30 protein-coding genes are annotated in these 21,150 nt (G+C 65.3%); 1 reads left to right on the top strand and 29 read right to left on the bottom strand.

The window, feature by feature from the left end; all coding sequences use genetic code 11:
* Positions 1-23: 23 nt before the first annotated feature.
* From ACLHIH_RS13330 to ACLHIH_RS13320, 3 genes are all read right to left on the bottom strand, one after another.
* Positions 24-1,559: a PTS mannitol transporter subunit IICB gene (locus ACLHIH_RS13330; RefSeq protein WP_411317335.1), complete on the bottom strand. Its 1,536-nt coding sequence runs from the start codon at positions 1,557-1,559 to the stop codon at positions 24-26.
* Between the two features lie 106 nt (positions 1,560-1,665).
* Complete coding sequence (locus ACLHIH_RS13325) at positions 1,666-1,932, bottom strand: HPr family phosphocarrier protein (RefSeq protein ID WP_411317334.1); 267 nt, start codon at positions 1,930-1,932, stop codon at positions 1,666-1,668.
* Entirely contained in the window at positions 1,925-2,287 is a 363-nt protein-coding gene (locus ACLHIH_RS13320; RefSeq protein WP_411317333.1) for a PTS sugar transporter subunit IIB, read from the bottom strand. The genes ACLHIH_RS13325 and ACLHIH_RS13320 overlap by 8 nt, the downstream gene beginning before the upstream one ends.
* Positions 2,288-2,401: 114 nt before the next feature.
* Here ACLHIH_RS13320 and ACLHIH_RS13315 point away from each other — a divergent pair, with 114 nt between their 5' ends.
* The gene (locus tag ACLHIH_RS13315; RefSeq protein ID WP_411317332.1) at positions 2,402-4,321 is read left to right on the top strand and encodes a BglG family transcription antiterminator; all 1,920 of its coding nucleotides are present in this window, start codon (positions 2,402-2,404) and stop codon (positions 4,319-4,321) included.
* Between the two features lie 18 nt (positions 4,322-4,339).
* On the opposite strand, the gene map is transcribed toward ACLHIH_RS13315, so the two are convergent.
* The 26 genes from map to tuf form a co-directional block, all read right to left on the bottom strand.
* Entirely contained in the window at positions 4,340-5,167 is an 828-nt protein-coding gene (gene map, locus ACLHIH_RS13310) for a type I methionyl aminopeptidase (RefSeq protein ID WP_411317331.1), read from the bottom strand.
* A gap of 5 nt (positions 5,168-5,172) precedes the next feature.
* Positions 5,173-5,784 (bottom strand): adenylate kinase, encoded by a 612-nt coding sequence (locus ACLHIH_RS13305; RefSeq protein WP_411317330.1) that lies wholly within the window; start codon positions 5,782-5,784, stop codon positions 5,173-5,175.
* Positions 5,781-7,106, bottom strand: a complete 1,326-nt coding sequence (secY, locus tag ACLHIH_RS13300; RefSeq protein WP_411317329.1) for a preprotein translocase subunit SecY — start codon at positions 7,104-7,106, stop codon at positions 5,781-5,783. Before secY ends, ACLHIH_RS13305 begins: the two co-directional genes overlap by 4 nt.
* An 80-nt stretch (positions 7,107-7,186) precedes the next feature.
* Positions 7,187-7,942 (bottom strand): 50S ribosomal protein L15, encoded by a 756-nt coding sequence (gene rplO / locus ACLHIH_RS13295; RefSeq protein WP_411317328.1) that lies wholly within the window; start codon positions 7,940-7,942, stop codon positions 7,187-7,189.
* Positions 7,942-8,127 carry a 50S ribosomal protein L30 gene (rpmD, locus tag ACLHIH_RS13290; RefSeq protein WP_411317327.1) on the bottom strand — a complete coding sequence of 62 codons (186 nt, stop codon included), beginning with the start codon at positions 8,125-8,127 and terminating at the stop codon, positions 7,942-7,944. Before rpmD ends, rplO begins: the two co-directional genes overlap by 1 nt.
* The gene (gene rpsE / locus ACLHIH_RS13285) at positions 8,127-8,804 is read right to left on the bottom strand and encodes a 30S ribosomal protein S5 (protein WP_411317484.1); all 678 of its coding nucleotides are present in this window, start codon (positions 8,802-8,804) and stop codon (positions 8,127-8,129) included. The genes rpmD and rpsE overlap by 1 nt, the downstream gene beginning before the upstream one ends.
* Positions 8,805-8,851: 47 nt before the next feature.
* Positions 8,852-9,223, bottom strand: coding sequence for a 50S ribosomal protein L18 (gene rplR / locus ACLHIH_RS13280; RefSeq protein WP_411317326.1), 372 nt, complete (start codon positions 9,221-9,223; stop codon positions 8,852-8,854).
* A 2-nt stretch (positions 9,224-9,225) separates the two neighbouring features.
* A complete protein-coding gene (rplF, locus tag ACLHIH_RS13275; protein WP_411317325.1) occupies positions 9,226-9,762 on the bottom strand; it encodes a 50S ribosomal protein L6 in 537 nt (178 codons plus the stop codon).
* Positions 9,763-9,768: 6 nt separating this feature from the next.
* Positions 9,769-10,167, bottom strand: coding sequence for a 30S ribosomal protein S8 (rpsH, locus tag ACLHIH_RS13270; protein ID WP_411317324.1), 399 nt, complete (start codon positions 10,165-10,167; stop codon positions 9,769-9,771).
* 81 nt (positions 10,168-10,248) lie between these two features.
* Entirely contained in the window at positions 10,249-10,842 is a 594-nt protein-coding gene (gene rplE, locus ACLHIH_RS13265) for a 50S ribosomal protein L5 (RefSeq protein ID WP_411317323.1), read from the bottom strand.
* Positions 10,842-11,201: a 50S ribosomal protein L24 gene (gene rplX, locus ACLHIH_RS13260; protein WP_411317322.1), complete on the bottom strand. Its 360-nt coding sequence runs from the start codon at positions 11,199-11,201 to the stop codon at positions 10,842-10,844. The genes rplE and rplX overlap by 1 nt, the downstream gene beginning before the upstream one ends.
* A gap of 2 nt (positions 11,202-11,203) precedes the next feature.
* Positions 11,204-11,572 (bottom strand): 50S ribosomal protein L14, encoded by a 369-nt coding sequence (gene rplN / locus ACLHIH_RS13255; RefSeq protein WP_411317321.1) that lies wholly within the window; start codon positions 11,570-11,572, stop codon positions 11,204-11,206.
* Between the two features lie 32 nt (positions 11,573-11,604).
* Positions 11,605-11,928, bottom strand: coding sequence for a 30S ribosomal protein S17 (gene rpsQ / locus ACLHIH_RS13250; RefSeq protein WP_411317320.1), 324 nt, complete (start codon positions 11,926-11,928; stop codon positions 11,605-11,607).
* On the bottom strand, positions 11,928-12,275 hold the full coding sequence (rpmC, locus tag ACLHIH_RS13245) for a 50S ribosomal protein L29 (RefSeq protein WP_411317319.1): 348 nt from the start codon (positions 12,273-12,275) through the stop codon (positions 11,928-11,930). The genes rpsQ and rpmC overlap by 1 nt, the downstream gene beginning before the upstream one ends.
* The gene (rplP, locus tag ACLHIH_RS13240) at positions 12,275-12,694 is read right to left on the bottom strand and encodes a 50S ribosomal protein L16 (protein ID WP_411317318.1); all 420 of its coding nucleotides are present in this window, start codon (positions 12,692-12,694) and stop codon (positions 12,275-12,277) included. The genes rpmC and rplP overlap by 1 nt, the downstream gene beginning before the upstream one ends.
* Before the next feature lie 2 nt (positions 12,695-12,696).
* The gene (rpsC, locus tag ACLHIH_RS13235) at positions 12,697-13,485 is read right to left on the bottom strand and encodes a 30S ribosomal protein S3 (RefSeq protein WP_411317317.1); all 789 of its coding nucleotides are present in this window, start codon (positions 13,483-13,485) and stop codon (positions 12,697-12,699) included.
* A complete protein-coding gene (gene rplV / locus ACLHIH_RS13230) occupies positions 13,485-13,892 on the bottom strand; it encodes a 50S ribosomal protein L22 (protein ID WP_411317316.1) in 408 nt (135 codons plus the stop codon). The genes rpsC and rplV overlap by 1 nt, the downstream gene beginning before the upstream one ends.
* 24 nt (positions 13,893-13,916) lie before the next feature.
* A complete protein-coding gene (gene rpsS / locus ACLHIH_RS13225; protein ID WP_411317315.1) occupies positions 13,917-14,198 on the bottom strand; it encodes a 30S ribosomal protein S19 in 282 nt (93 codons plus the stop codon).
* A 12-nt stretch (positions 14,199-14,210) separates the two neighbouring features.
* The gene (rplB, locus tag ACLHIH_RS13220) at positions 14,211-15,050 is read right to left on the bottom strand and encodes a 50S ribosomal protein L2 (protein ID WP_411317314.1); all 840 of its coding nucleotides are present in this window, start codon (positions 15,048-15,050) and stop codon (positions 14,211-14,213) included.
* A 19-nt stretch (positions 15,051-15,069) separates the two neighbouring features.
* Positions 15,070-15,369, bottom strand: coding sequence for a 50S ribosomal protein L23 (gene rplW, locus ACLHIH_RS13215; RefSeq protein ID WP_411317313.1), 300 nt, complete (start codon positions 15,367-15,369; stop codon positions 15,070-15,072).
* On the bottom strand, positions 15,366-16,103 hold the full coding sequence (gene rplD, locus ACLHIH_RS13210) for a 50S ribosomal protein L4 (RefSeq protein ID WP_411317312.1): 738 nt from the start codon (positions 16,101-16,103) through the stop codon (positions 15,366-15,368). Before rplD ends, rplW begins: the two co-directional genes overlap by 4 nt.
* 3 nt (positions 16,104-16,106) lie before the next feature.
* Positions 16,107-16,772 carry a 50S ribosomal protein L3 gene (gene rplC / locus ACLHIH_RS13205; RefSeq protein ID WP_411317311.1) on the bottom strand — a complete coding sequence of 222 codons (666 nt, stop codon included), beginning with the start codon at positions 16,770-16,772 and terminating at the stop codon, positions 16,107-16,109.
* Positions 16,773-16,783: 11 nt separating this feature from the next.
* Positions 16,784-17,092, bottom strand: coding sequence for a 30S ribosomal protein S10 (rpsJ, locus tag ACLHIH_RS13200; protein ID WP_021010896.1), 309 nt, complete (start codon positions 17,090-17,092; stop codon positions 16,784-16,786).
* Between the two features lie 433 nt (positions 17,093-17,525).
* Positions 17,526-18,509: a hypothetical protein gene (locus ACLHIH_RS13195; protein WP_411317310.1), complete on the bottom strand. Its 984-nt coding sequence runs from the start codon at positions 18,507-18,509 to the stop codon at positions 17,526-17,528.
* Between the two features lie 240 nt (positions 18,510-18,749).
* On the bottom strand, positions 18,750-19,718 hold the full coding sequence (locus ACLHIH_RS13190) for a DNA topoisomerase IB (protein ID WP_411317309.1): 969 nt from the start codon (positions 19,716-19,718) through the stop codon (positions 18,750-18,752).
* 113 nt (positions 19,719-19,831) lie between these two features.
* Positions 19,832-21,025, bottom strand: coding sequence for an elongation factor Tu (tuf, locus tag ACLHIH_RS13185; RefSeq protein WP_411317308.1), 1,194 nt, complete (start codon positions 21,023-21,025; stop codon positions 19,832-19,834).
* Positions 21,026-21,150 lie beyond the last annotated feature (125 nt).

Genomic DNA, 21,150 nt, shown 5'->3' with positions numbered 1-21,150 from the left:
TCCTCTTCCTGTTCTGGCCGGTGTTACTGCTGCTGGTCCGCGACCCGCTCGACGACCTCGTCGTAGCGCGGGCTGTTCATGAAGTTGTCCACCGAGACATGCTCGGCGTTACCGTTCTTCTCGCGGGCCCGATCGGTCAACTCACGCTGCGTGATGATGAGGTCTTCGGAACCGTCGAGGTTCGCGATCGACTTGTTCGTCACCGTGATCCCGTCGATTCCGGCCTTCTTCATCTTGTTGCGCAAGACGCTCGCGCCCATGGCGCTCGAGCCCATACCAGCGTCGCACGCGAACACGATGTTCTGCACGCGCGCGGCCGTTCCGACAGAACCGGCGACACCGGCGGCAGCCGTCGTCGACGCTGCTTCGCCCTTGAGTCCGGTCGTGTAGTCGCTCTTCTTTCCCTTGAGCTCATCCATCTTCGCGGCGGCGGCGGCGAGGTCGTTCTCTCCCGCGGCTTCGGCCGCGAGGTCACGCTTACGCGTCGCCCGCAGGATGATCGACGCGATCACGAAGGTGACGGTCGCCGAGATGATGACCGAGAGCACGACACCGAGGTGGCTGCCGCGAGCCGTCTGCGCGAGGATCGCGAAGATGCTGCCGGGCGATGCGGGGCTCACGAGGCCCGACCGGAAGACCACGTTCGTTGCGATCCCACTTGCGCCACCTGCGATGAGTGCGAGGAGGAGGATCGGCTTGGCGAGCACGTAGGGGAAATAGATCTCGTGGATTCCACCGAAGAACTGGATGATGATCGCGCCGGGTGCGGTCGAGCGGGCGATGCCCACGCCGAACACCGAGATCGCAAGCAGGAGTCCGAGGCCGGGGCCGGCGTTCGCCTCGAGGAGGTAGAGGATCGACTGCCCGGTCTCGTCCGACTCGATAGTACCGAGCGGCGTCAGAACACCCTGGTTGATGGCGTTGTTGAGGAACAGCACCTTCGCGGGCTCGATGATGATCGAGGCGAGGGGCAGGAGCCCGGCTTCGGTGAGTCCGCGAACGCCGGCGCCCAGCACGTCGCTGACGGCCTTGAGCACGGGGGCGACGAAGAAGAACCCGGCGAGCGCCACGACGAACGCAACGAAACCGCCCACGTAGTTGTTGACGAGCATCTCGAACCCGGCGCGGATCTTGCCGTCCCAGATCGAGTCGACCTTCTTGAGGATGTACGCCGTGAGCGGTCCGAGGATGAGCGCGCCGAGGAACATCGGGGTTCCCGCGGCGCCGATGATGACACCCATGGTCGCTGCGGCACCGACGACTCCACCGCGCATGCCGTAGACCATGTGTCCACCGGTGTAGGCGATGAGGAGCGGCAGGAGGTACGTGATCATCGGCCCGACGAGGCCGATGTTCGGGTCACCGGCGGCGTTGGTTCCGAAACCGCCGAGTTCCGCAACGGGAACCCAACCGGTCTCGATGAAGAGGGCGGTGATGAGGCCCCACGCGATGAAGGCGGGGATGTTCGGCATGACCATGCCGGAGAGGAAGGCACCGAACTGCTGAATGCGAACGCGGACCCCCTTCTTCGTCGTGGTCTGAGGTGACGTCGTCGTCATGACTGTGCTCCGTTTTCGTGAGTGGTGGGTGGTGGCGTGGTGCGAGGTGCGGTGATGCGGGTGCTGCGGTGCTGTGGTGCGAGGGGTGGGTTCGAGGGGCGACCGATCATTCGGCGTCCATGTCTGTGGCGAGGAGCGCGACGAGCTCGGCGACGACGTCGTCGGCCGACTCGCCTTCGGCTCCCACGGTCACTTCGTCATCGTGGTCGATTCCGAGGGAGATCACTCCGAGGATGCTCGCGGCGTTCACGGACTTGCCGTTCTTCGCGATCGTCACGGGGATGCCCGCTCTGGCTGCCGCCTGGGTGAAGAGCGAGGCGGGCCGCGCGTGCAATCCGTGAGCGGATGCGACGACGACGTTCTGTTCAGGCATGGGTTTCTCCAGAGGGGGATGCGGGCGATGAGGCGCCGCGGACGAGACCGCGGTCGACAAGGGGGCCGAGGGCCGCGTAGGCCGCGCGAGCACCGGCGGAGTCGAAGCCGACGGGCTCGAGCAGAGCCGATGCGACACCCGCACGCACCGCGGAGTCTTCGAGAGCGGGATACACCGCGGCGAGGTGATGCCCGACGAGGAGCACGTCGACATCCTCGAGAGCCGTGTCGATGTCGTCGATCGACCCGGCATCGAACCGGATGTCGTCGGCGCGGGCGGTCGCTTCACGCCGGAGCCAGTGGACGAGGAATGAGCTGGATGCGCCCGCACCGCAGACGACGAGAACTCGCTGCATCGCACGCCTCCTTGCGCTCACAAACCTTGTTCGACCATCCTCCCTCCCGTGCCAAGCGGTGCGCCAGCAGGCTTGCTTCCGCACCCCCGGAAACGAAGGCCTAGGGTGGAGACGATGAGCGACAGACACGAACGGCTGCTCGCCTACCTCCGATCCGACGCCGGGTGGGTGACCGCGAGCGAGCTCGCCGACCACCTCGGGGTCACGACACGCAGCGTGCGCAGCTACGTCACCGCGGTGAAGGGCCTGGCCGCTCCGCTCGAGGTCATCGAGTCGTCGACGAACGGGTATCGGCTCGATCGTGAGGCCTACGCCTCCTTCCTCTCCGCGAAGCCGACCTCGCCGGGCGACACGGGGTCGCCGAGCGACCGGATCTACCACCTCGTGCGTCGACTCGGCGATGCGCCCGAGGGTCTCGACCTCTACGACCTCGCCGACGGGATGTTCGTGAGCGAGTCGACGATCGAGTCGGACCTGCGCAAACTCCGCCCCGAAGTGGAGTCGGCCGGACTGCGCCTTCTGCGTCGCGACAACCGTGTCGTCCTCGACGGCCCCGAGCACCGACTCCGTCGACTCATCAGCCGCATGTTCCGTGACGAGGGGGCGCAGGGTTTTCTCGAGATCGACAGCATCGAGAGGGAGTTCGCGTCGTCGGATCTGCGCGGGTTCAAGACCGATCTCATCGCCATGCTCGACGGCCACGGGTATTTCGTCAACGAGTACGGCATCAACAACGTGCTCCTGCACGTCGCCATAGCGGTCGATCGCGCCGCCAAACGGCAGTTGCCGTCGTCGGCGGAGATCGATGCGCGTCACGAATCCGTCGCGGGAGTCTCGACCGAGCTCGACGCGCTCATCGTCGCCCGATTCGGGGTCGCACTATCGCCGACGGACCTCTCCTACCTCGCATCTCTGCTGACGACGCGCGTCATCACGCGCGGATATACCGCGACGCAGACGGATGTCGCCTCGCTCGCGGTCGACCGTGAGCTCGCGCTCGTGCGCTCCATCGTCGAGCGCGTCGCCGAGGAGTATCTCGTCGATCTGCACAACGAGGAGTTCATCGTGCGGCTCTCGCTGCACGTCAGCAACCTCATCGCCCGCGCGCACGATCAGTCGTACTCGCGCAATCCGATGACGAGATCGATCAAGACGGCCTACCCCCTCATCTACGAGATCGCCGTCTTCATCGCGAGCGAGATCCAGCGCAGCGAGCACATCGCCATCAACGACGACGAGATCTCCTACATCGCTCTGCACGTCGGCTCGTATCTCGAGAGGCAATCCAAGCGCGAGGAACGCGTGACGTGCGCGATCGTGTGCCCGAACTACTACGACATGCACACGATCCTGCGCGAGCGACTCGAAGCGGCGCTCGGAGATCAGCTGCACGTCGAGATCGTCATCACCCGCACCGACATCGACTGGCACGCCCTCGCGACGGACATCGTCGTGACGACGCTGCCCGACGTGCGCACGACCGACGACACCGTCGTCATCCAGCCCTTCCTCACCGACGACGACGTCGACGCGGTCCGACGCGCCGTGCGGCGAGTGAGGCGGCAACGCCGCCGGTTGCGACTCAAAGACGACCTCCTGCTGTTCTTCGACGAGTCACTCTTCGTGCGCAACCTCGAGGTCGACGGCCGCGAGAACATCATCCGGGCGCTCGGTGAGCGCATGGTCGCCCTCGACATCATCGACACCGACTATGTCGCTCACGCGATCGACCGCGAACGCATGTCGTCGACCGCGTTCACCGACAGCCTCGCGGTGCCTCACGCGATCGGGATGACGGCCCAGCGCACCGCGATCTGCATCGCTGTCAACGAGTCGCCGATCGAGTGGGGCGACAACAGGGTCAACGTCGTCGCGCTCATCGCGTTCAGCGCGTCGGATCGAACGACCTTCCAGTCCCTCTTCGACCAGTTCGTGTCGGTCTTCGCCGAGCGCGACGATGTGCACCGCATCATCCGCGGATCCGCCGACTTCCCCTCGTTCATCGAAGAGCTCGTTCGGAGCATCGACAAGTAGGCACTCTCTCGCGGTGTGTCAGGCGAGCGGGGTCGGCACGATCCCGAAGGGCGCGAGTCCGGCACGACCGCCGTCGGGAGCCGTGAGCACCCAGACGCCGTGCGCGTGGACCGCGACCGAGTGCTCCCAGTGCGCGGCGTCGGAACCGTCGCTCGTCGCGACCGTCCACTCGTCGTCCCTCACAACGGTGTCCGACGACCCCGCGGTGACCATGGGCTCGATCGCGACGACGAGGCCGGGTTTGATCGCGGCGCCCCTCCCCCGCACGGCGTAGTTGAACACCGACGGCTCTTCGTGCATCGCGCGGCCGATCCCGTGACCGGCGTAGCCCTCGACGATCCCGTACTGTCCTCGAGCATCGACAGCCGCCTCGATCGCCTCGCCCACCGCGCCGAGGTGCTTGGCCGACGCGAGAGCGGCGATCCCCGCCCACAACGATCCCTCGGTGACCGCCGACAAGCGCGACCGCGACCGCACGCGGGACTCCTGACCGTCATCCGGAAGCACGACAGTGAACGCCGCGTCGCCGTTCCACCCTTCGAAGAGCGCCCCGCAGTCGATCGAGAGGATGTCGCCCGCCTCGAGAGGGCGATCAGTCGGGATCCCATGCACCACATCGTCGTTGACCGAAGCGCAGATCGTATGGCGGTATCCGGGCTCGAGGGCGAAATTCGGCTCGGCCCCGGCATCGCGGATGACCCGTTCCGCGATCGCGTCGAGTTCGAGGGTCGTGACACCGGGGCGGATCGCGTCCCGGACGGCAGACAGCGCGGCCGCCGTGATGCGTCCGGGTTCGAGCATCGCCCGCATCTCGGCCGGCGACTTGTAGATCGACCGGGAACGCACGGTTCTCAGCCCGCGGTGGGTGCCGACTCTTCGACCGGCACGGTGACACCGCGCTCGAGCAGAGCCGTGCTGATGCGCTGACCGACCTCGTCGATCGCGCCGAGCCCGTCGACCTCGACGAGGAGGCCACGCTCCGAGTAGCCGGCGACGATCGGCGCGGTCTCGCGAGCGAACACTTCTTGACGGTGACGGATGGCGTCTTCCGAATCGTCGAGCCTGCCCTGGTCGACGGCGCGGCGGCGCAGACGGGAGACGACCTCATCGGTGTCGGCGACGAGCTGCACGACGGCGTCGAGCGCCTGGTCCTTCGACGCGAGGAGCTCGTCGAGGAACGTCACCTGGTCGAGCGTGCGCGGGTAGCCGTCGAGGAGGAAACCGTCGAGGGCATCGGGTTCCGTGAGTCGCGCCGCGACGAGCTCGTTCGTGAGCTCGTCGGGAACGTAGTCCCCCGCGTCGACGATCGCCTGGACCTTCTGGCCGAGCTCCGTCCGGTTCTTGATGTTGTGACGGAAGATGTCGCCCGTCGCGATCGCCGGGATCCCGTAGGTCCGTGCGATCTGCGCGGCCTGCGTGCCCTTGCCCGCACCGGGCGGGCCGACGATGAGGAGCCGGGTCACCGGAGAAGTCCCTCGTAGTGCCGCTGCTGCAGTTGCGAGTCGATCTGTTTGACCGTCTCGAGACCGACGCCGACGATGATGAGGATGCTCGCGCCGCCGAACGGGAAGTTCGCGTTGGCACCCACGGTCGCGAGAGCGATGAGCGGGATGAGCGCGATGAATCCGAGGTAGAGCGAACCGGGCAGGGTGACCCTCGTGAGCACGTAGTCGAGGTACTCGGCCGTCGGACGTCCCGCGCGGATGCCGGGGATGAATCCGCCGTACTTCTTCATGTTGTCGGCGACCTCTTCGGGGTTGAAGGTGATCGCGACGTAGAAGTAGGTGAACCCGACGATGAGCAGGAAGTACATGAGCATGTACAGCGGGTTGTCGCCCGTGCGCAGGTTGTCGGTGATCCACGTCACCCACGGTGCGGGCGGGCTTCCGTCTGCAGGCTGGTTGAACTGCGCGATGAGCGACGGCAGATAGAGCAGCGACGATGCGAAGATCACGGGCACGACGCCGGCCATGTTGACCTTGATCGGGATGTAGGTGTTGTTTCCGCCGTAGGTGCGTCGCCCGACCATGCGCTTGGCGTACTGCACGGGGATGCGCCGCTGAGACTGCTCGACGAAGACGACCGCGCACATGATGACGAGGCCGACGGCGAGCACGAGGAGGAAGACCTCGAAGCTTTGCGCGAGGGCGATGCCCCAGAGGGCGCTCGGGAACGTCGCGGCGATCGAGGTGAAGATGAGGAGCGACATGCCGTTACCGACGCCGCGCTCGGTGATGAGCTCGCCGAGCCACATGATGAGGCCGGTGCCCGCGGTCATCGTGATGACCATGAGGAGCGTGGCGTACCACGACGGGTCGGTGATGAGGTTGCTGCAGGCGGGGACGCCGGTCGTCGACGGGAACAGCGCGCCACTCCGGGCCACGGTGATGAGAGTCGTCGACTGGAGGATCGCGAGCGCGATCGTCAGGTAGCGCGTGTACTGGGTGAGCTTCGCCTGCCCGGTCTGGCCCTCCTTGTGGAGGGTGTCGAAGTGCGGGATGACCACACGCAGGAGCTGCGTGATGATCGACGCCGTGATGTACGGCATGATCCCGAGCGCGAAGACCGAGAGTTGGAGCAGAGCGCCACCGCTGAAGAGGTTGACGAGCTCGTAGAGCCCCGTCGTTCCGTCATTCGAGGCGATGCACTCTTGGATGTTGCCGTAGTCGACGTACGGCGCCGGGATGAACGACCCCAGCCGGAAGATCGCCACGATGCCGAGCGTGAACCCGATCTTCCTGCGAAGGTCGGGCGTGCGGAAAATCCGCGCGACAGCTCTGAACACGAGGTCCTCCTGGTTGCTCTGAAACAGCCGAGCGGTGGCCCTTTCGGGCCACCGCGGCTGGATGGTGCTGGTTCGACCTGTTACTTGATCGAGCCGCCCGCGGCGACGATCTTCTGCTCTGCTGAGCCGGAGACCTTGTCGACCGCAACAGTCAGCTTAACCGCAATGTCACCATTGCCGAGAACCTTGACCTTCTCGTTCTTGCGAACGGCGCCCTTGAGCACGAGATCCTGCACCGTGACGTCTCCGCCCGACGGGTAGAGCTCGGCGAGCTTCTCGAGGTTGACGACCTGGTACTCGACGCGGAACGGGTTCTTGAACCCGCGCAGCTTCGGAGCACGCATGACGAAGTTGATGTTTCCACCCTCGAAACCGGGGCGCATCGAGTAACGGGCCTTGGTTCCCTTGGTTCCGCGACCCGCGGTCTTACCCTTCGAGCCCTCACCACGACCCACGCGCATGCGGTCCTTCTTGGCACCGGGCGCGGGGCGGAGGTGGTGCATCTTGAGCACCTGCGGACGCACGACGACGTCGGCCTGAGCGGCCTTCTTCGCCGGAGCGGACGTCGTCGACGATGCGGCGTCAGCCGAGGCATCCGCCGAACCGGGCTTCTTGGCTGCAGGCTTCTTCGCGGCGGGCTTCTTCGCGGTGGCGGGCTTGGTGTCCGCCTTCGCGTCGTCGGCCTTGGGCGCGTCTGCCTTCGCTGCGGGCTTCTTGGTCGCGGGCTTCTTCGCGGCCGACGTGGTGTCGGCAGCAGCCTTGGCCGGAGCCTTCTTGGTCTTCGCGGCGGTCTCGGCCTTGGGGGCCTTCTCCGCCGGAGTGGTGTCTTCAGCCATTAGTCAATCTCCTCGACCTTGACCAGGTGAGCGACGGTACGGACGTAGCCGCGGTTCTGCGAATTGTCTTCGCGAACCACGATGTCGCCGATGCGCTTGAGCCCGAGGCTCCGCAACGTGTCGCGCTGGTTCTGCTTCTCACTGATTTTCGATTTGATCTGGGTCACCTTCAGGCGCGCGGCCATCAGACACCTGCCTTCGCGTCAGCCTGGGCACGCAGGAGGCGAGCAGGCGCGACGTCCTCGACCGACAGACCCCGGCGTGCGGCGACCGCAGCGGGCTCCTCGAGCTGCTTGAGGGCAGCGACGGTGGCCTGGACGATGTTGATCGTGTTCGACGACCCGAGCGACTTGCTCAGGACGTCGTGGATGCCGGCGCACTCGAGCACGGCACGGACGGGACCACCGGCGATAACACCGGTACCCGCGGATGCGGGGCGCAGAAGCACGACGCCGGCGGCAGCTTCACCCTGCACGGGGTGCGGGATCGTCTGGGCGACGCGGGGAACGCGGAAGAAGTTCTTCTTCGCCTCTTCGACGCCCTTCGAGATCGCGGTCGGAACTTCGCGAGCCTTGCCGTATCCGACGCCCACGAGACCGTTACCGTCACCGACGACGACGAGAGCGGTGAAGCTGAAGCGACGACCACCCTTGACGACCTTCGACACGCGGTTGATCGTGACGACGCGCTCGAGGAACTGGCTCTTCTCGCTGTCGCGCGAGCCACGCTGCTGGTTCGGGTTGCGCTCACGGCCACCGCGACGCGCTTCGCGCGGCTCGGTCGTCGCGCTGTTGTCCGTACCGGCTGCCGTCTCGACGACAGCGGTCTGAACGACTGCCGTCTCCGTCGAGTCGGGCTCCACGGCCTTGGTCGGCTCCACGGTCTGCTCCTTGTTGGTTGTTGCGTCGCTCACAGGTCCAACCCGCCTTCCCTGGCTCCATCGGCGATCGCGGCGACGCGACCGGCGTAGCGGTTACCACCGCGGTCGAAGACGACGGCGTCGATACCGGCGGTCTTCGCGCGCTCGGCGATGAGTTCGCCGACGCGCTTGGCCTTCGCCGTCTTGTCACCGTCGAAGGTGCGCATGTCCGACTCGAGAGTCGACGCCGACGCGAGGGTGAAACCCTTGCTGTCGTCGACGACCTGCACGAAGACGTGACGCGCCGACCGGGTGACGACGAGGCGCGGACGCACCTCGGTTCCCACGACCTTCTTGCGAAGGCGGGTGTGTCGGCGGCCCTTGGCGGCCGACTTGCTCTTGCCTCTAGTTCCGAGAGCCATGATCACTTACCACTCTTTCCGGCCTTGCGGCGGACTACTTCGCCTGCGTAGCGCACACCCTTGCCCTTGTAGGGCTCGGGCTTGCGCAGCTTGCGGATGTTTGCGGCCACTTCACCGACGGCTTGCTTGTCGATTCCGTGGACGGTGAGCTTGTTGTTGCCCTCGACCGCGAACGAGATGCCTGCGGGCGGGGTGACGACGACGGGGTGCGAGAAACCGAGAGCGAACTCGAGCGTCTCGCCCTTGGCTGCGACGCGGTAACCGGTACCGACGATCTCGAGGCCCTTGGAGTAGCCGTTCGTGACGCCGATGATCTGGTTCGCGATGAGCGTGCGGGTCAGTCCGTGGAGCGACCGCGACTCGCGCTCGTCGTCGGGGCGGGTGACGAGCACCTGGCCGTCTTCGAGGGCGACCTGGATGGGGCTCGCGACGGTGAGCGAGAGCTCACCCTTCGGGCCTTTGACCGTGACCGCTGCGCCATCGACGGTGATGTCGACGCCGGCAGGCACGGGAATGGGAAGTCTTCCGATTCGTGACATGACGGGTTACCACACGTAGGCGAGGACTTCCCCACCCACGCCTTTCGAGGTTGCCTGGCGGTCCGTGAGGAGGCCAGAGGAGGTCGACAGGATTGCGACACCGAGACCGCCGAGAACGTTGGGGATCTCGGTCGACTTCGCGTAGACGCGGAGGCCGGGCTTCGACACGCGCTTGATGCCCGCAATCGAACGCTCACGGTTGGGGCCGTACTTCAGGTCGATCGTGAGGGTCTTGCCGACGCGAGCGTCTTCGACCTTCCATCCCGTGATGTAGCCCTCCTTCTGGAGGATCTCGGCGATGTGGGTCTTGAGGTTGCTGCTCGGAAGCGACACGGTCTCGTGAAAGGCCGAATTCGCGTTGCGCAGTCTGGTCAGCAGGTCTGCGACCGGATCTGTCATTGTCATGAGTTGATTCCTTTATCTCGTCTGGTTTCGGCATCCGTTACGCGGACATGCCGACCTGGTCGATCGGTGATGCGTGAGGTGTTACGGGGTGTTCTGGGCGTTGCGGAACGGGAAACCGAGCGCCTTGAGCAGCGCGCGACCCTCGTCGTCGTTCTTCGCGGTGGTGACGACGGTGATGTCGAAACCACGCACGCGGTCGATCTTGTCCTGGTCGATCTCGTGGAACATCGACTGCTCGGTGAGACCGAAGGTGTAGTTGCCGCGGCCGTCGAACTGCTTGTCGCTCAGTCCGCGGAAGTCACGGATACGCGGAAGCGCGAGCGACAGCAGACGGTCGAGGAACTCCCACGCGCGGTCACCACGGAGGGTGACGTGGGCGCCGATGGGCTGGCCCTCGCGCAGCTTGAACTGAGCGATCGACTTGCGCGCATTGGTGACGACGGGCTTCTGGCCTGTGATCGCCGTGAGGTCCTTGACGGCCCCGTCGATGATCTTGCCGTCGCGAGCGGCCTCGCCCACACCGGTGTTAACGACGATCTTCACGAGACCGGGCACCTGGTGCACGTTCGTGAAGCCGAAGTCCTTCAGCAGCTGGGCCGAGATCTCGGTCTTGTACTTCTGCTTGAGGCGCGGCTGCACCTTGACAGCCGTCGCGGCAGTAGTTGTGTCGGTCATTACAGGTCCTCACCTGACTTCTTGGCGTAGCGGACGCGGACGGTCTTGGTGACGCCGTCCTTCTCCACCTGCTCGTTGCGGAAACCGACGCGTGTCGGCTTCTTCGTTGTGGGGTCGACGAGGGCGACGTTCGAGACGTGGATGGGTGCCTCGTGGGTCTCGATGCCACCCGTCTTCGAGCCGCGCTGGGTCTGTCCTACGCGAACGTGCTTGGTGACGAAGTTGACACCCTCCACGACCACGCGGTTCTTCTCCTTGAGCACCTCGAGCACGCGACCCTGCTTGCCACGGTCACCGCCACGCTCTTGCTTGGCGCCGCTGATGACCTGCACGAGGTCACCCTTCTTGATGTTCGCCATGACTAAATAACCTCCGGGGCGAGCGAGATGATCTTCATGAACTTCTTGTCACGAAGCTCGCGGCCGACCGGTCCGAAGATGCGGGTACCGCGGGGGTCCCCGTCTGCCTTCAGGATGACGGCGGCGTTCTCGTCGAACTTGATGTATGAGCCGTCGGGACGACGGGTCTCCTTCTTGGTGCGAACGATGACGGCTTTGACGACGTCACCCTTCTTGACGTTGCCGCCCGGGATGGCGTCCTTGACGGTCGCGACGATGACATCGCCGAGACCGGCGTAGCGACGGCCTGAGCCGCCGAGGACGCGAATCGTGAGCAGCTCTTTGGCGCCGGTGTTGTCAGCGACCTTGACTCGTGATTCCTGCTGAAGCATCTGTATCTCCTACTGAAAGCAAGCGCGGACGCTTACTTGGCCTTTTCGAGGATCTCGACGAGGCGCCAGCGCTTCGTGGCACTGAGCGGACGGGTCTCGCTGATCATGACCAGGTCGCCGACGCCGGCGGAATTCGCCTCGTCGTGGACCTTGACCTTGGATGTGCGGCGGATGACCTTGCCGTAGAGGGGGTGCTTGACGCGGTCCTCGACCTCGACGGTGATCGTCTTGTCCATCTTGTCGCTCGTCACGTAGCCGCGACGGGACTTGCGGTAACCGCGAGCAGCCTCATCCTTGACGTCGTGAGCGGCGTGCACGGTGGTGTCGGACGCGGTCTTCGTGTCTTTCGTTGCCATTACTTCGCCTCCTCATTCTTCTCGGTGGATGAGTCCGCCGGAGCGGTCTCGTCGGTGGCAGTGTCTGCCTTGGCCTTCTTCTTGCTCGCCTTGGCGGGCTTCGACTCGACCTCGATCGGAGCGGGCGTGGCACGGATGCCGAGCTCGCGCTCACGGATCACGGTGTAGATACGAGCGATGTCGCGCTTGACCGCGCGCAGACGCCCGTGGCTCTCGAGCTGGCCGGTGGCCGACTGGAAGCGCAGGTTGAACAGCTCTTCCTTGGCCTTCTTGAGTTCGTCGACGAGCCTGTCGTCTTCGAAAGTGTCGAGCTCGTCAGGGGCGAGCTCCTTGGAACCGATCGCCATTATGCGTCGCCCTCCTCGCGCTTGATGATGCGTGCCTTGAGGGGCAGCTTGTGAATTGCACGAGTGAGAGCTTCGCGAGCGACGGTCTCCGAGACACCGCTGAGCTCGAAGAGCACGCGACCCGGCTTGACGTTCGCGATCCACCACTCGGGCGAACCCTTACCGGAACCCATGCGGGTCTCGGCGGGCTTCTTGGTGAGCGGGCGGTCGGGGTAGATGTTGATCCACACCTTTCCACCACGCTTGATGTGACGCGTCATCGCGATACGAGCTGCCTCGATCTGGCGGTTCGTCACATATGCGGGAGTCATGGCCTGGATGCCGTACTCACCGAACGAGACCGTCGTGCCACCGGTCGCCTGGCCACTACGGCCGGGGTGGTGCTGCTTACGGTGCTTGACCTTGCGGGGAATCAACATGATTACGCCTCTGCTCCTACTGCTGCCGGAGCAGCCTCGGTCCTCGGGGCTCCGCTCGCGGGTCCACGACGCGCTCCGCCGTCACGACGGTCGTCGCCGCGACGCTCGGGGCGCGACGACTTCGCGTTGGCCTGCTCGCGAGCGAGCTCCTTGTTGGTGATGTCGCCCTTGTAGATCCAGACCTTCACGCCGATGCGGCCGAACGTCGTCTTGGCCTCGTAGAAGCCGTAGTCGATGTTGGCGCGCAGGGTGTGCAGCGGAACGCGACCCTCGCGGTAGAACTCGGAACGGCTCATCTCAGCACCACCGAGACGACCGGAGACCTGGATGCGGACACCCTTGGCTCCGGCGCGCTGGGCGCCCTGGAGACCCTTGCGCATCGCACGACGGAACGCGACGCGAGCGCTGAGCTGCTCCGCGATTCCCTGTGCCACGAGCTGAGCCTCGGCCTCGGGGTTCTTGACCTCGAGGATGTTGAGCTGGATCTGCTTGCCCGAGAGCTTCTCGAGGTCGGCGCGGATGCGCTCGGCCTCGGCGCCACGACGACCGATCACGATGCCCGGACGGGCCGTGTGGATGTCGACGCGGACGCGGTCACGGGTGCGCTCGATCTCGATGCGTGCCACACCGGCACGGTCGAGGCTCGTCTTGAGCAGGTTGCGGATCTTGACGTCTTCAGCGACGTAGTCGCTGTAACGCTGGCCGGCCTTCGTGCTGTCGGAGAACCAACGCGACACGTGGTCGGTCGTGATTCCCAGACGGAAGCCGTAGGGGTTTACTTTCTGGCCCATTACTTCTTTCCTGCCTTCGTCGTTGTGGCTGAGCCCGTCGAGGCGGCATCCGCCTCGTCCGGCGTCGCCAAGACGATCGTGATGTGGCTCGTGCGCTTCAGGATCTGAAACGCGCGACCCTGTGCACGCGGCTGGAAACGCTTGAGCGTCGCGCCCTCGTCGACATAGGCCGACGAGATGAACAGGTCATCGTCGTTCAGGTAGCTGTTGCTGGCATCCGCCTTGACTCGCGCGTTGGCCATGGCCGACGCGACGAGCTTGAAGACGGGCTCGCTCGCACCCTGGGGGGCGAACTTCAGGATGGCCAAGGCCTCCGTCGCCTGCTTGCCGCGGATCATGTTGACGACACGACGAGCCTTCGTAGGGGTCACGCGGATGTGTCGCACACGTGCGATCGACTCCACCATTTCTCTCCTCCTTACGCCACCGCGTTAGCGGCGACGACCCTTCTTGTCGTCCTTCTCGTGTCCACGGAAGGTGCGGGTGGGGGCAAACTCACCGAGCTTGTGCCCAACCATCGTCTCGGTGACGAACACCGGGATGTGCTTGCGACCGTCGTGCACCGCGATGGTGTGACCCAGCATTGCCGGGACGATCATCGAGCGGCGCGACCAGGTCTTGATCACGTTCTTGCTGTTGGCCGCGTTAGCGCCGACGACCTTGCGAAGCAGGTGGTCGTCAACGAAGGGACCCTTCTTGAGACTGCGTGGCATCCTCTACAACTCCTACTTGCGCTTCTTGCCGGCGTTACGGCGGCGAACGATGAGCTGATCGCTCTCTTTGTTGGCGTGGCGGGTGCGGCCCTCTTTCTGGCCCCACGGGCTGACCGGGTGGCGTCCACCGGAGGTCTTGCCCTCACCACCACCGTGCGGGTGGTCGACGGGGTTCATGGCGACACCACGCACGGTCGGGCGGACGCCCTTCCAGCGCATGCGGCCGGCCTTACCCCAGTTGATGTTCGACTGTTCGGCGTTGCCGACCTCGCCGATCGTGGCACGGCAGCGCGCGTCGACGTTGCGGATCTCACCCGACGGCAGACGAAGCTGCGCGTAGGGACCGTCCTTGGCGACGAGACGAACCGAAGCACCGGCGGAGCGGGCCATCTTGGCGCCGCCGCCCGGCTTGAGCTCGATCGCGTGGATGACCGTACCGGTGGGGATGTTCTTGAGCGGGAGGTTGTTGCCCGGCTTGATGTCAGCCGATGCACCCGACTCCACGATGTCGCCCTGCTTGAGCTTGTTCGGCGCGATGATGTAGCGCTTCGAGCCGTCGAAGAAGTGCAGGAGCGCGATGCGTGCCGTGCGGTTGGGGTCGTACTCGATCTCGGCGACGCGAGCGTTCACGCCGTCCTTGTCATTGCGACGGAAGTCGATGACACGGTACTGGCGCTTGTGGCCACCACCGATGTGACGAGTCGTGATGCGACCGGCGTTGTTACGACCACCGGTCTTGGAGAGCGGACGAAGCAGCGACTTCTCCGGGGTCGAGCGGGTGATCTCGGCGAAATCTGCGACCGAGGATCCCCGACGACCAGGAGTCGTGGGCTTGTATTTGCGAATAGCCATGTGTATTCCTCTATGTCCCTTAGCCGACAGCCGTGAAGATGTCGATCGAACCGGACTTGAGCGTCACGATCGCGCGCTTGGTGTCTTTGCGCTTGCCGATCCCGAACTTGGTGCGACGGGTCTTGCCCTTTTTGTTCAGGGTGTTGACCGAGGCGACCTGCACGCCGAAGATCTTTTCGACGGCGAGCTTGATCTCGGTCTTGTTCGAACGGGGGTCCACGACGAACGTGTACTTGCCCTGGTCGATCAAGCCGTAGCTCTTCTCGGAGACGACGGGCGACAGGATGACGTCGCGCGGGTCTTTGTTGATTCCGGTCATGCTGAGACCTTCTCCTTCTCGGCGGCGGCACGCTCGGGGCTCACGCGCTTCTTGCTGGGCGCGCCGTCGACATCCGTCGACTTCGGCTGGGCCGCAGCGGGTCCGGCGACGAAGCCATCGAATGCCGCACGCGTGAAGACGATGTCGTCGGAGACGAGAACGTCGTAGGCGTTGAGCTGATCGAACGGCAGCACGTGCACCGACGGGATGTTGCGGACGCTCTTGGCGCTCAGTTCGTCGTCACGCGTGAGCACGATGAGAACGTGCTTGCTCGTGGCGATCGAGTCGAGCAGGGCGACGATCGTCTTGGTCGAGGGGACGTCTCCGACCGAGAGCGAGTCGATGACGTGGATGCGTCCACCGCGTGCGCGGTCGGAGAGCGCGCCGCGGAGGGCCGCAGCGATCATCTTCTTCGGGGTGCGCTGCGCGTAGTCGCGCGGCGTGGGCCCGTGGACGATTCCACCACCGGTCATCTGGGGAGCACGGATCGAGCCCTGGCGAGCGCGACCGGTTCCCTTCTGCTTGAACGGCTTGCGACCTGCGCCGGAAACCTCTCCGCGGCCCTTGGTCTTGTGCGTTCCCTGGCGCGCTGCTGCACGCTGGGCGACGACGACCTGGTGGATGAGCGGCACGTTGGTCTGCACGTCGAACGTCTCGGCGGGCAGCTCGACGGAGTCGACCTTGGCGCCCTTCGAGTCGATGACGTCGAGCGTGGCGTTGGCGTTGTCAACCATCGGTTACGCCCCCTTCACTGCGTTGCGAACGAATACGAGACGGCCACGAGCACCGGGAACGGCACCCTTGACCAGGATGAGACCCTTCTCGAGGTCGACTGCCTGGACCTTGAGGCTCATCGCGGTCACGCGCTCGCCACCCATACGACCGGCCATGCGCATGCCCTTGAAGACACGGCTGGGGGTCGACGAAGCACCGATGGAACCGGGCTTGCGGTGGTTGCGGTGTGCACCGTGCGATGCGCTGACGCCCTTGAAGTTGTGACGCTTCATGACACCGGCGAAGCCCTTGCCCTTGCTCGTGCCGACGACGTCGACCTTCTGGCCGGCTTCGAAGATGTCGACTGCGATCTCCTGGCCGAGCGTGTAGTCGGCGGCATCCGCAGTGCGGATCTCAGTCACGTGACGGCGCGGCGTGACGCCGGCCTTGTCGAAGTGACCCGACTTGGGCTTGTTGACCTTGCGAGGGTCGATCTGCCCGTAGGCGATCTGGACGGCCGTGTAGCCGTCGACCTCGGGGGTGCGCAGCTGCGTCACGACGTTGGGCGTGATCTCGATGACGGTCACGGGGATGAGCTTGTTGTTCTCGTCCCAGACCTGGGTCATCCCGAGCTTGGTGCCGAGAAGGCCCTTGCTCGTCTTGGTTGTCTGGCTCTGTGTAATAGGCATGCGGATTCCCGTTAGAGCTTGATCTCGATGTTGACGTCGGCGGGGAGGTCGAGGCGCATGAGCGAGTCGACCGCCTTCGGCGTCGGGTCAATGATGTCGATCAGGCGCTTGTGAGTGCGCTTCTCGAAGTGCTCGCGGCTGTCCTTGTACTTGTGAGGAGAGCGGATCACGACGACCACGTTCTTCTCCGTAGGAAGGGGCACCGGTCCGACGACGGTCGCGCCGGCACGGGTCACCGTGTCGACGATCTTGCGCGCCGAGCTGTCAATGACCTCGTGGTCATACGACTTAAGTCGAATGCGGATCTTCTGTCCCGCCATGTGTGACTCACTCTCTTTGTTCCCTTTGCGCGTCCTGTCGGACACACACGCTGCTCGAGCACTTCTGCTGTCGCACCACTGTTTTTCTGTCAAAAGCCTGTCGCGTCGTCCGACCCCCGCACTCGGGCGTGTCGCGTAGTTCGACATACCCGATGGTGCGCACGCCGATAGCGTGGGTTCTGATCGGATTTCTGCAGTTCTGCTACCCGCGGCCTAGACCCGGGCCCGTGGCCTCAGATCTATGCACTGCCTGGCAGTGATCCAGACGCATGGCCCGGAATGTTGAACTAGACGAGTTTGCCACACCCCGACACAGGCTGCAACCCGGGCGTGTCACGTTGGGCGTGTCGCGTTCCGGAGGCCGCGCGGGGGCGTGCGCCGTGCATCCCGCCCCCGAGAGTACGCAGTTTCCGCGAGCGTACGCCGGATCGGACTACCGCTCGCGGAAACTGCGTACTCTCGGGTGGGGTTTTGTGGCGAGACGGGCACGCGAGGCACGGATGCCCGCCCGCTCGAGCTTGCGGAAGAGCGGCTGTGCCTGCATCGCGTCGTCCCATCCCCAGCGAACGAAGCCTCGCACGCACGAGCGGATGGCATCCTCCCGCTCCTTCTCCTGTGCGAGAGCCTCCTCCGGCGTCCGCCCGCGCAGGAACACCGGATCGCGGTACTTGCCTCGGCCATCGGATTCGCCGACCACATCCTCGTGCTCGAAAAAGAAGTCCGCGAAGTAGACCGCCCCGTCGACCTCGAACCTGGCCTGCTGCGCCGGCAGCGGAAACCCGCCCTCCCAGAAGCGCACCATGCTGAGCGACTCGAACGGCGACTCCGAGAGCCCCGTCGCGAACTCGACGACTCGCGCCGCGCGGGTCGAATTGCGGAACGGACCGACGTGGCTCAACCTCTCGAGGAGGTCGCGGCGACGAACACCGTAGATCTCGGCTCGTGCCAGCACGTGGTCGAGCGACACGACGCCACTCGCGAAGTCCCGGCTCCCGAAGACATCGATCAGGGTGCGCAGCGGCGACGTGCAGAGAAAACCCTCCGTCTCGACCACGTCTCCCGCGAGGTCGCCTGTGTGCCAGATCACGGCGTTCGTGGTCCGACGGGGGCGAAGGAAATCGGATGTCGCGTGCGGACGCGAAGGCAACGCACCGAGCACCGGAATGCCGAGGAGTCCCGCTGCGGACTCGTGCGAGAAGACCATCGGACGCTTCGCGGCGGCCTGAGCGGCGACGACGAGAGCGTAATGCCTCTCCTCAGGTCGCGCAGCGAGCCAGTCGACAGTCTCGGCATACGCCCCCTGCCGCACGCGCGTGAGTTCGCCACGCTCCGAGGCCCGCTCGAGAGGATCGTTCGCGACGCCCGAGCGTCGGGCAGCCGCGGAGGTGATGAGGCGGGGGACGGAGTCTGCGGACATCCGGCCACTGTCGGGCAGCCCTGAATCGCAGGGGCGTGCCCTCACGAGTCGGTGGGTGGATGATGAAGCCGCGCCCCCGGGGAGGACGGGCTTTCGCGCCCGAGCCGCCGCCACTGTACGCAGTTTCCGCGAGGGTATGTCGGATCCGACGTACCCTCGCGGAAACTGCGTGTTCTGGGGCGGGCGGGCGGGCGGGCAAGCAGGCAGGGCTGGCAGCGCGGGGGCGGCGGGCGGCGCGGGTCAGGCGTAGAGCAGGGCGCGCAGCTCCGACTCGGCGGCGTGGAGGCGGTCGCGGGAGATGGTCCGGCCGTGCTGGTAGTGGTCGACGACCCGAGGGTCGACATAGCTCGTCTTCGCGATCGACGGGGTATTGCCGAGCACCTCGGCCGCGTCGCGCATCGCCTGCGCGAGCGCGCGAGACCGCGCCGACTTCTTCTCCTCCGGCCCGTGCTTCGCGAGACTCACCGCCGCGGCGATCGTGCCGTGCAGGGTGCGGAAGTCCTTCGCCGTGAACTCTCCCCCGGTCTGCTCCCGAACGTAGGTGTTGATGTCCTCAGGCTGCAGGGGGTGCCACCCGCGTTCGTCGCGATAACTCAGCAGACGGGCCGTGGGCCCCCGGCGCTTCAACGAACGCACCGACGTCGCGAGATCCGCGTCGCTGATCTCGCTCTCCCACTCCTGCCCGCTCTTCGCGGGGAACTTGAGGGCGACGGTGGAGCCCCGCACAGTCGCGTGTGAGCACAGCAGCGTCGACAGACCGTGGCTGCCGTTCGACTCCGCGTAACGCTCCGAGCCGATGCGCAACGAGCCCGTGTCGAGCATGCGGAACGCCGTGGCCAAAGCTCGCGTGTGCGTCGCCCCCTCGCTCCGCAGGTCGATCGTGACCCGCCGCCGCGCGGTCGGGAGCGACTCGGCGAGACGCAACGCGCGATCGAACTTGATGCGGTCCTTCTGTTCGCGCCACGTCGGGTGGTAGATGTACTGGCGGCGCCCCGCCGCGTCGACGCCCGTCGCCTGCACGTGCCCGTTCGGGTAGGGGGCGATCCAGACATCCGTCCAGGCCGGGGGGATCGCGAGGTGCTCGATGCGGGCCCGCAGATCGGGATCACGGATGGCGCGGCCGTCGGCGTCGCGGTAGGAGAACCCGCGACCGGAACGGACCCTCTTGAGACCGGCGCCCGACGAATCACTGCGGCGGAGACGAGGCATTGCCCTATCGCACCACACGCGGGAGCCCGACGACGCGACACGAGCGGATCTCACGGCAAAACGAAAGCGGGGCCGGCTCCGAAGAGCCGACCCCGCTAGCGGTGGAGCAGGTACTACTTGAGGATCTTGACGACCGTGCCAGCACCGACGGTGCGGCCACCCTCGCGGATAGCGAAGCGGAGGCCCTCCTCCATGGCGATCGGCTGGATCAAGTTGACCGTCATCTCGGTGGTGTCACCGGGCATGACCATCTCGGTGCCCTCGGGCAGCGTGATGACACCCGTGACGTCCGTGGTGCGGAAGTAGAACTGCGGACGGTAGTTCGCGTAGAACGGGTTGTGACGGCCACCCTCATCCTTCGAGAGGATGTAGGCGTTCGCCTCGAACTCGGTGTGCGGCGTGACCGAACCGGGCTTGACGACGACCTGACCGCGCTCGACGTCTTCACGCTTCGTTCCACGGAGCAGGAGACCGACGTTCTCTCCGGCGCGGGCGTCGTCGAGGGTCTTGCGGAACATCTCGATCGCGGTGACGGTCGTCTTCGACGACTTCTCCTTGATTCCGACGATCTCGACCTCGTCGTTCGGGTGGAGGATTCCACGCTCGACACGACCGGTGATGACGGTTCCACGACCGGTGATCGTGAAGACGTCCTCGACGGGCATGAGGAAGGGCTTCTCGGTCTCGCGGACGGGCTCGGGAACGAACTCGTCGACCTTGTCCATGAGGTCGGCGACGGTGTCCGCCCACTTGGCGTCACCCTCGAGGGCCTTGAGCGCCGAAACCTGAACGACGGGGGCGTTGTCGCCATCGAAGTCCTGGCTCGAGAGCAGCTCGCGAACCTCGATCTCGACGAGCTCGAGGATCTCCTCGTCGTCGACCATGTCGGTCTTGTTGAGAGCAACGACGATGTAGGGCACGCCGACCTGGCGAGCGAGCAGCACGTGCTCACGCGTCTGGGGCATAGGGCCGTCGGTCGCCGCAACCACGAGGATCGCGCCGTCCATCTGCGCAGCACCCGTGATCATGTTCTTGATGTAGTCCGCGTGGCCGGGGGCGTCGACGTGAGCGTAGTGACGCTTCTCCGTCTGGTACTCGACGTGCGAGATGTTGATCGTGATTCCACGCTGCTTCTCTTCGGGCGAGTTGTCGATCTGATCGAACGCCGAAGCAGTGTTGAGATTGGGGTACTTGTCATGCAGCACCTTGGTGATAGCCGCGGTCAACGTGGTCTTACCGTGGTCGACGTGACCAATGGTGCCGATGTTGACGTGCGGCTTAGTCCGCTCGAACTTTGCCTTCGCCAATGGGTCCTCCTCAGGACTTCGTTGTAAGAGCACACGACCGAAGGATTTCGATCGCTCGTCTTACGGGGATTTTGGGGTGATGTTCATGTTACTAGAAGTGCGTTTTTAGTTTGAATTGGGGGCTA

This window comes from Marisediminicola sp. LYQ134, from assembly GCF_046599635.1.
GTDB lineage: Bacteria > Actinomycetota > Actinomycetes > Actinomycetales > Microbacteriaceae > Marisediminicola.
Note: the sequence above shows the minus strand (reverse complement) of the source record. Positions and strands in the feature narration are given on the sequence as shown.

Excerpts from the sequence above, each read along its gene's own strand:
- ACLHIH_RS13330 (WP_411317335.1), bottom strand. The coding sequence starts at position 1,559 with ATGACGACGACGTCACCTCAGACCACGACGAAGAAGGGGGTCCGCGTT.
- ACLHIH_RS13325 (WP_411317334.1), bottom strand. The coding sequence starts at position 1,932 with ATGCCTGAACAGAACGTCGTCGTCGCATCCGCTCACGGATTGCACGCG.
- ACLHIH_RS13320 (WP_411317333.1), bottom strand. The coding sequence starts at position 2,287 with ATGCAGCGAGTTCTCGTCGTCTGCGGTGCGGGCGCATCCAGCTCATTC.
- ACLHIH_RS13315 (WP_411317332.1), top strand. The coding sequence starts at position 2,402 with ATGAGCGACAGACACGAACGGCTGCTCGCCTACCTCCGATCCGACGCC.
- rplO (WP_411317328.1), bottom strand. The coding sequence starts at position 7,942 with ATGGCTGAAGACACCACTCCGGCGGAGAAGGCCCCCAAGGCCGAGACC.
- rpmD (WP_411317327.1), bottom strand. The coding sequence starts at position 8,127 with ATGGCCGCGCGCCTGAAGGTGACCCAGATCAAATCGAAAATCAGTGAG.
- rplR (WP_411317326.1), bottom strand. The coding sequence starts at position 9,223 with ATGGCTCTCGGAACTAGAGGCAAGAGCAAGTCGGCCGCCAAGGGCCGC.
- rplF (WP_411317325.1), bottom strand. The coding sequence starts at position 9,762 with ATGTCACGAATCGGAAGACTTCCCATTCCCGTGCCTGCCGGCGTCGAC.
- rpsH (WP_411317324.1), bottom strand. The coding sequence starts at position 10,167 with ATGACAATGACAGATCCGGTCGCAGACCTGCTGACCAGACTGCGCAAC.
- rplE (WP_411317323.1), bottom strand. The coding sequence starts at position 10,842 with ATGACCGACACAACTACTGCCGCGACGGCTGTCAAGGTGCAGCCGCGC.
- rplX (WP_411317322.1), bottom strand. The coding sequence starts at position 11,201 with ATGGCGAACATCAAGAAGGGTGACCTCGTGCAGGTCATCAGCGGCGCC.
- rplN (WP_411317321.1), bottom strand. The coding sequence starts at position 11,572 with ATGCTTCAGCAGGAATCACGAGTCAAGGTCGCTGACAACACCGGCGCC.
- rpsQ (WP_411317320.1), bottom strand. The coding sequence starts at position 11,928 with ATGGCAACGAAAGACACGAAGACCGCGTCCGACACCACCGTGCACGCC.
- rpmC (WP_411317319.1), bottom strand. The coding sequence starts at position 12,275 with ATGGCGATCGGTTCCAAGGAGCTCGCCCCTGACGAGCTCGACACTTTC.
- rplP (WP_411317318.1), bottom strand. The coding sequence starts at position 12,694 with ATGTTGATTCCCCGCAAGGTCAAGCACCGTAAGCAGCACCACCCCGGC.
- rpsC (WP_411317317.1), bottom strand. The coding sequence starts at position 13,485 with ATGGGCCAGAAAGTAAACCCCTACGGCTTCCGTCTGGGAATCACGACC.
- rplV (WP_411317316.1), bottom strand. The coding sequence starts at position 13,892 with ATGGTGGAGTCGATCGCACGTGTGCGACACATCCGCGTGACCCCTACG.
- rpsS (WP_411317315.1), bottom strand. The coding sequence starts at position 14,198 with ATGCCACGCAGTCTCAAGAAGGGTCCCTTCGTTGACGACCACCTGCTT.
- rplB (WP_411317314.1), bottom strand. The coding sequence starts at position 15,050 with ATGGCTATTCGCAAATACAAGCCCACGACTCCTGGTCGTCGGGGATCC.
- rplW (WP_411317313.1), bottom strand. The coding sequence starts at position 15,369 with ATGACCGGAATCAACAAAGACCCGCGCGACGTCATCCTGTCGCCCGTC.
- rplD (WP_411317312.1), bottom strand. The coding sequence starts at position 16,103 with ATGGTTGACAACGCCAACGCCACGCTCGACGTCATCGACTCGAAGGGC.
- rplC (WP_411317311.1), bottom strand. The coding sequence starts at position 16,772 with ATGCCTATTACACAGAGCCAGACAACCAAGACGAGCAAGGGCCTTCTC.
- rpsJ (WP_021010896.1), bottom strand. The coding sequence starts at position 17,092 with ATGGCGGGACAGAAGATCCGCATTCGACTTAAGTCGTATGACCACGAG.
- ACLHIH_RS13195 (WP_411317310.1), bottom strand. The coding sequence starts at position 18,509 with ATGTCCGCAGACTCCGTCCCCCGCCTCATCACCTCCGCGGCTGCCCGA.
- ACLHIH_RS13190 (WP_411317309.1), bottom strand. The coding sequence starts at position 19,718 with ATGCCTCGTCTCCGCCGCAGTGATTCGTCGGGCGCCGGTCTCAAGAGG.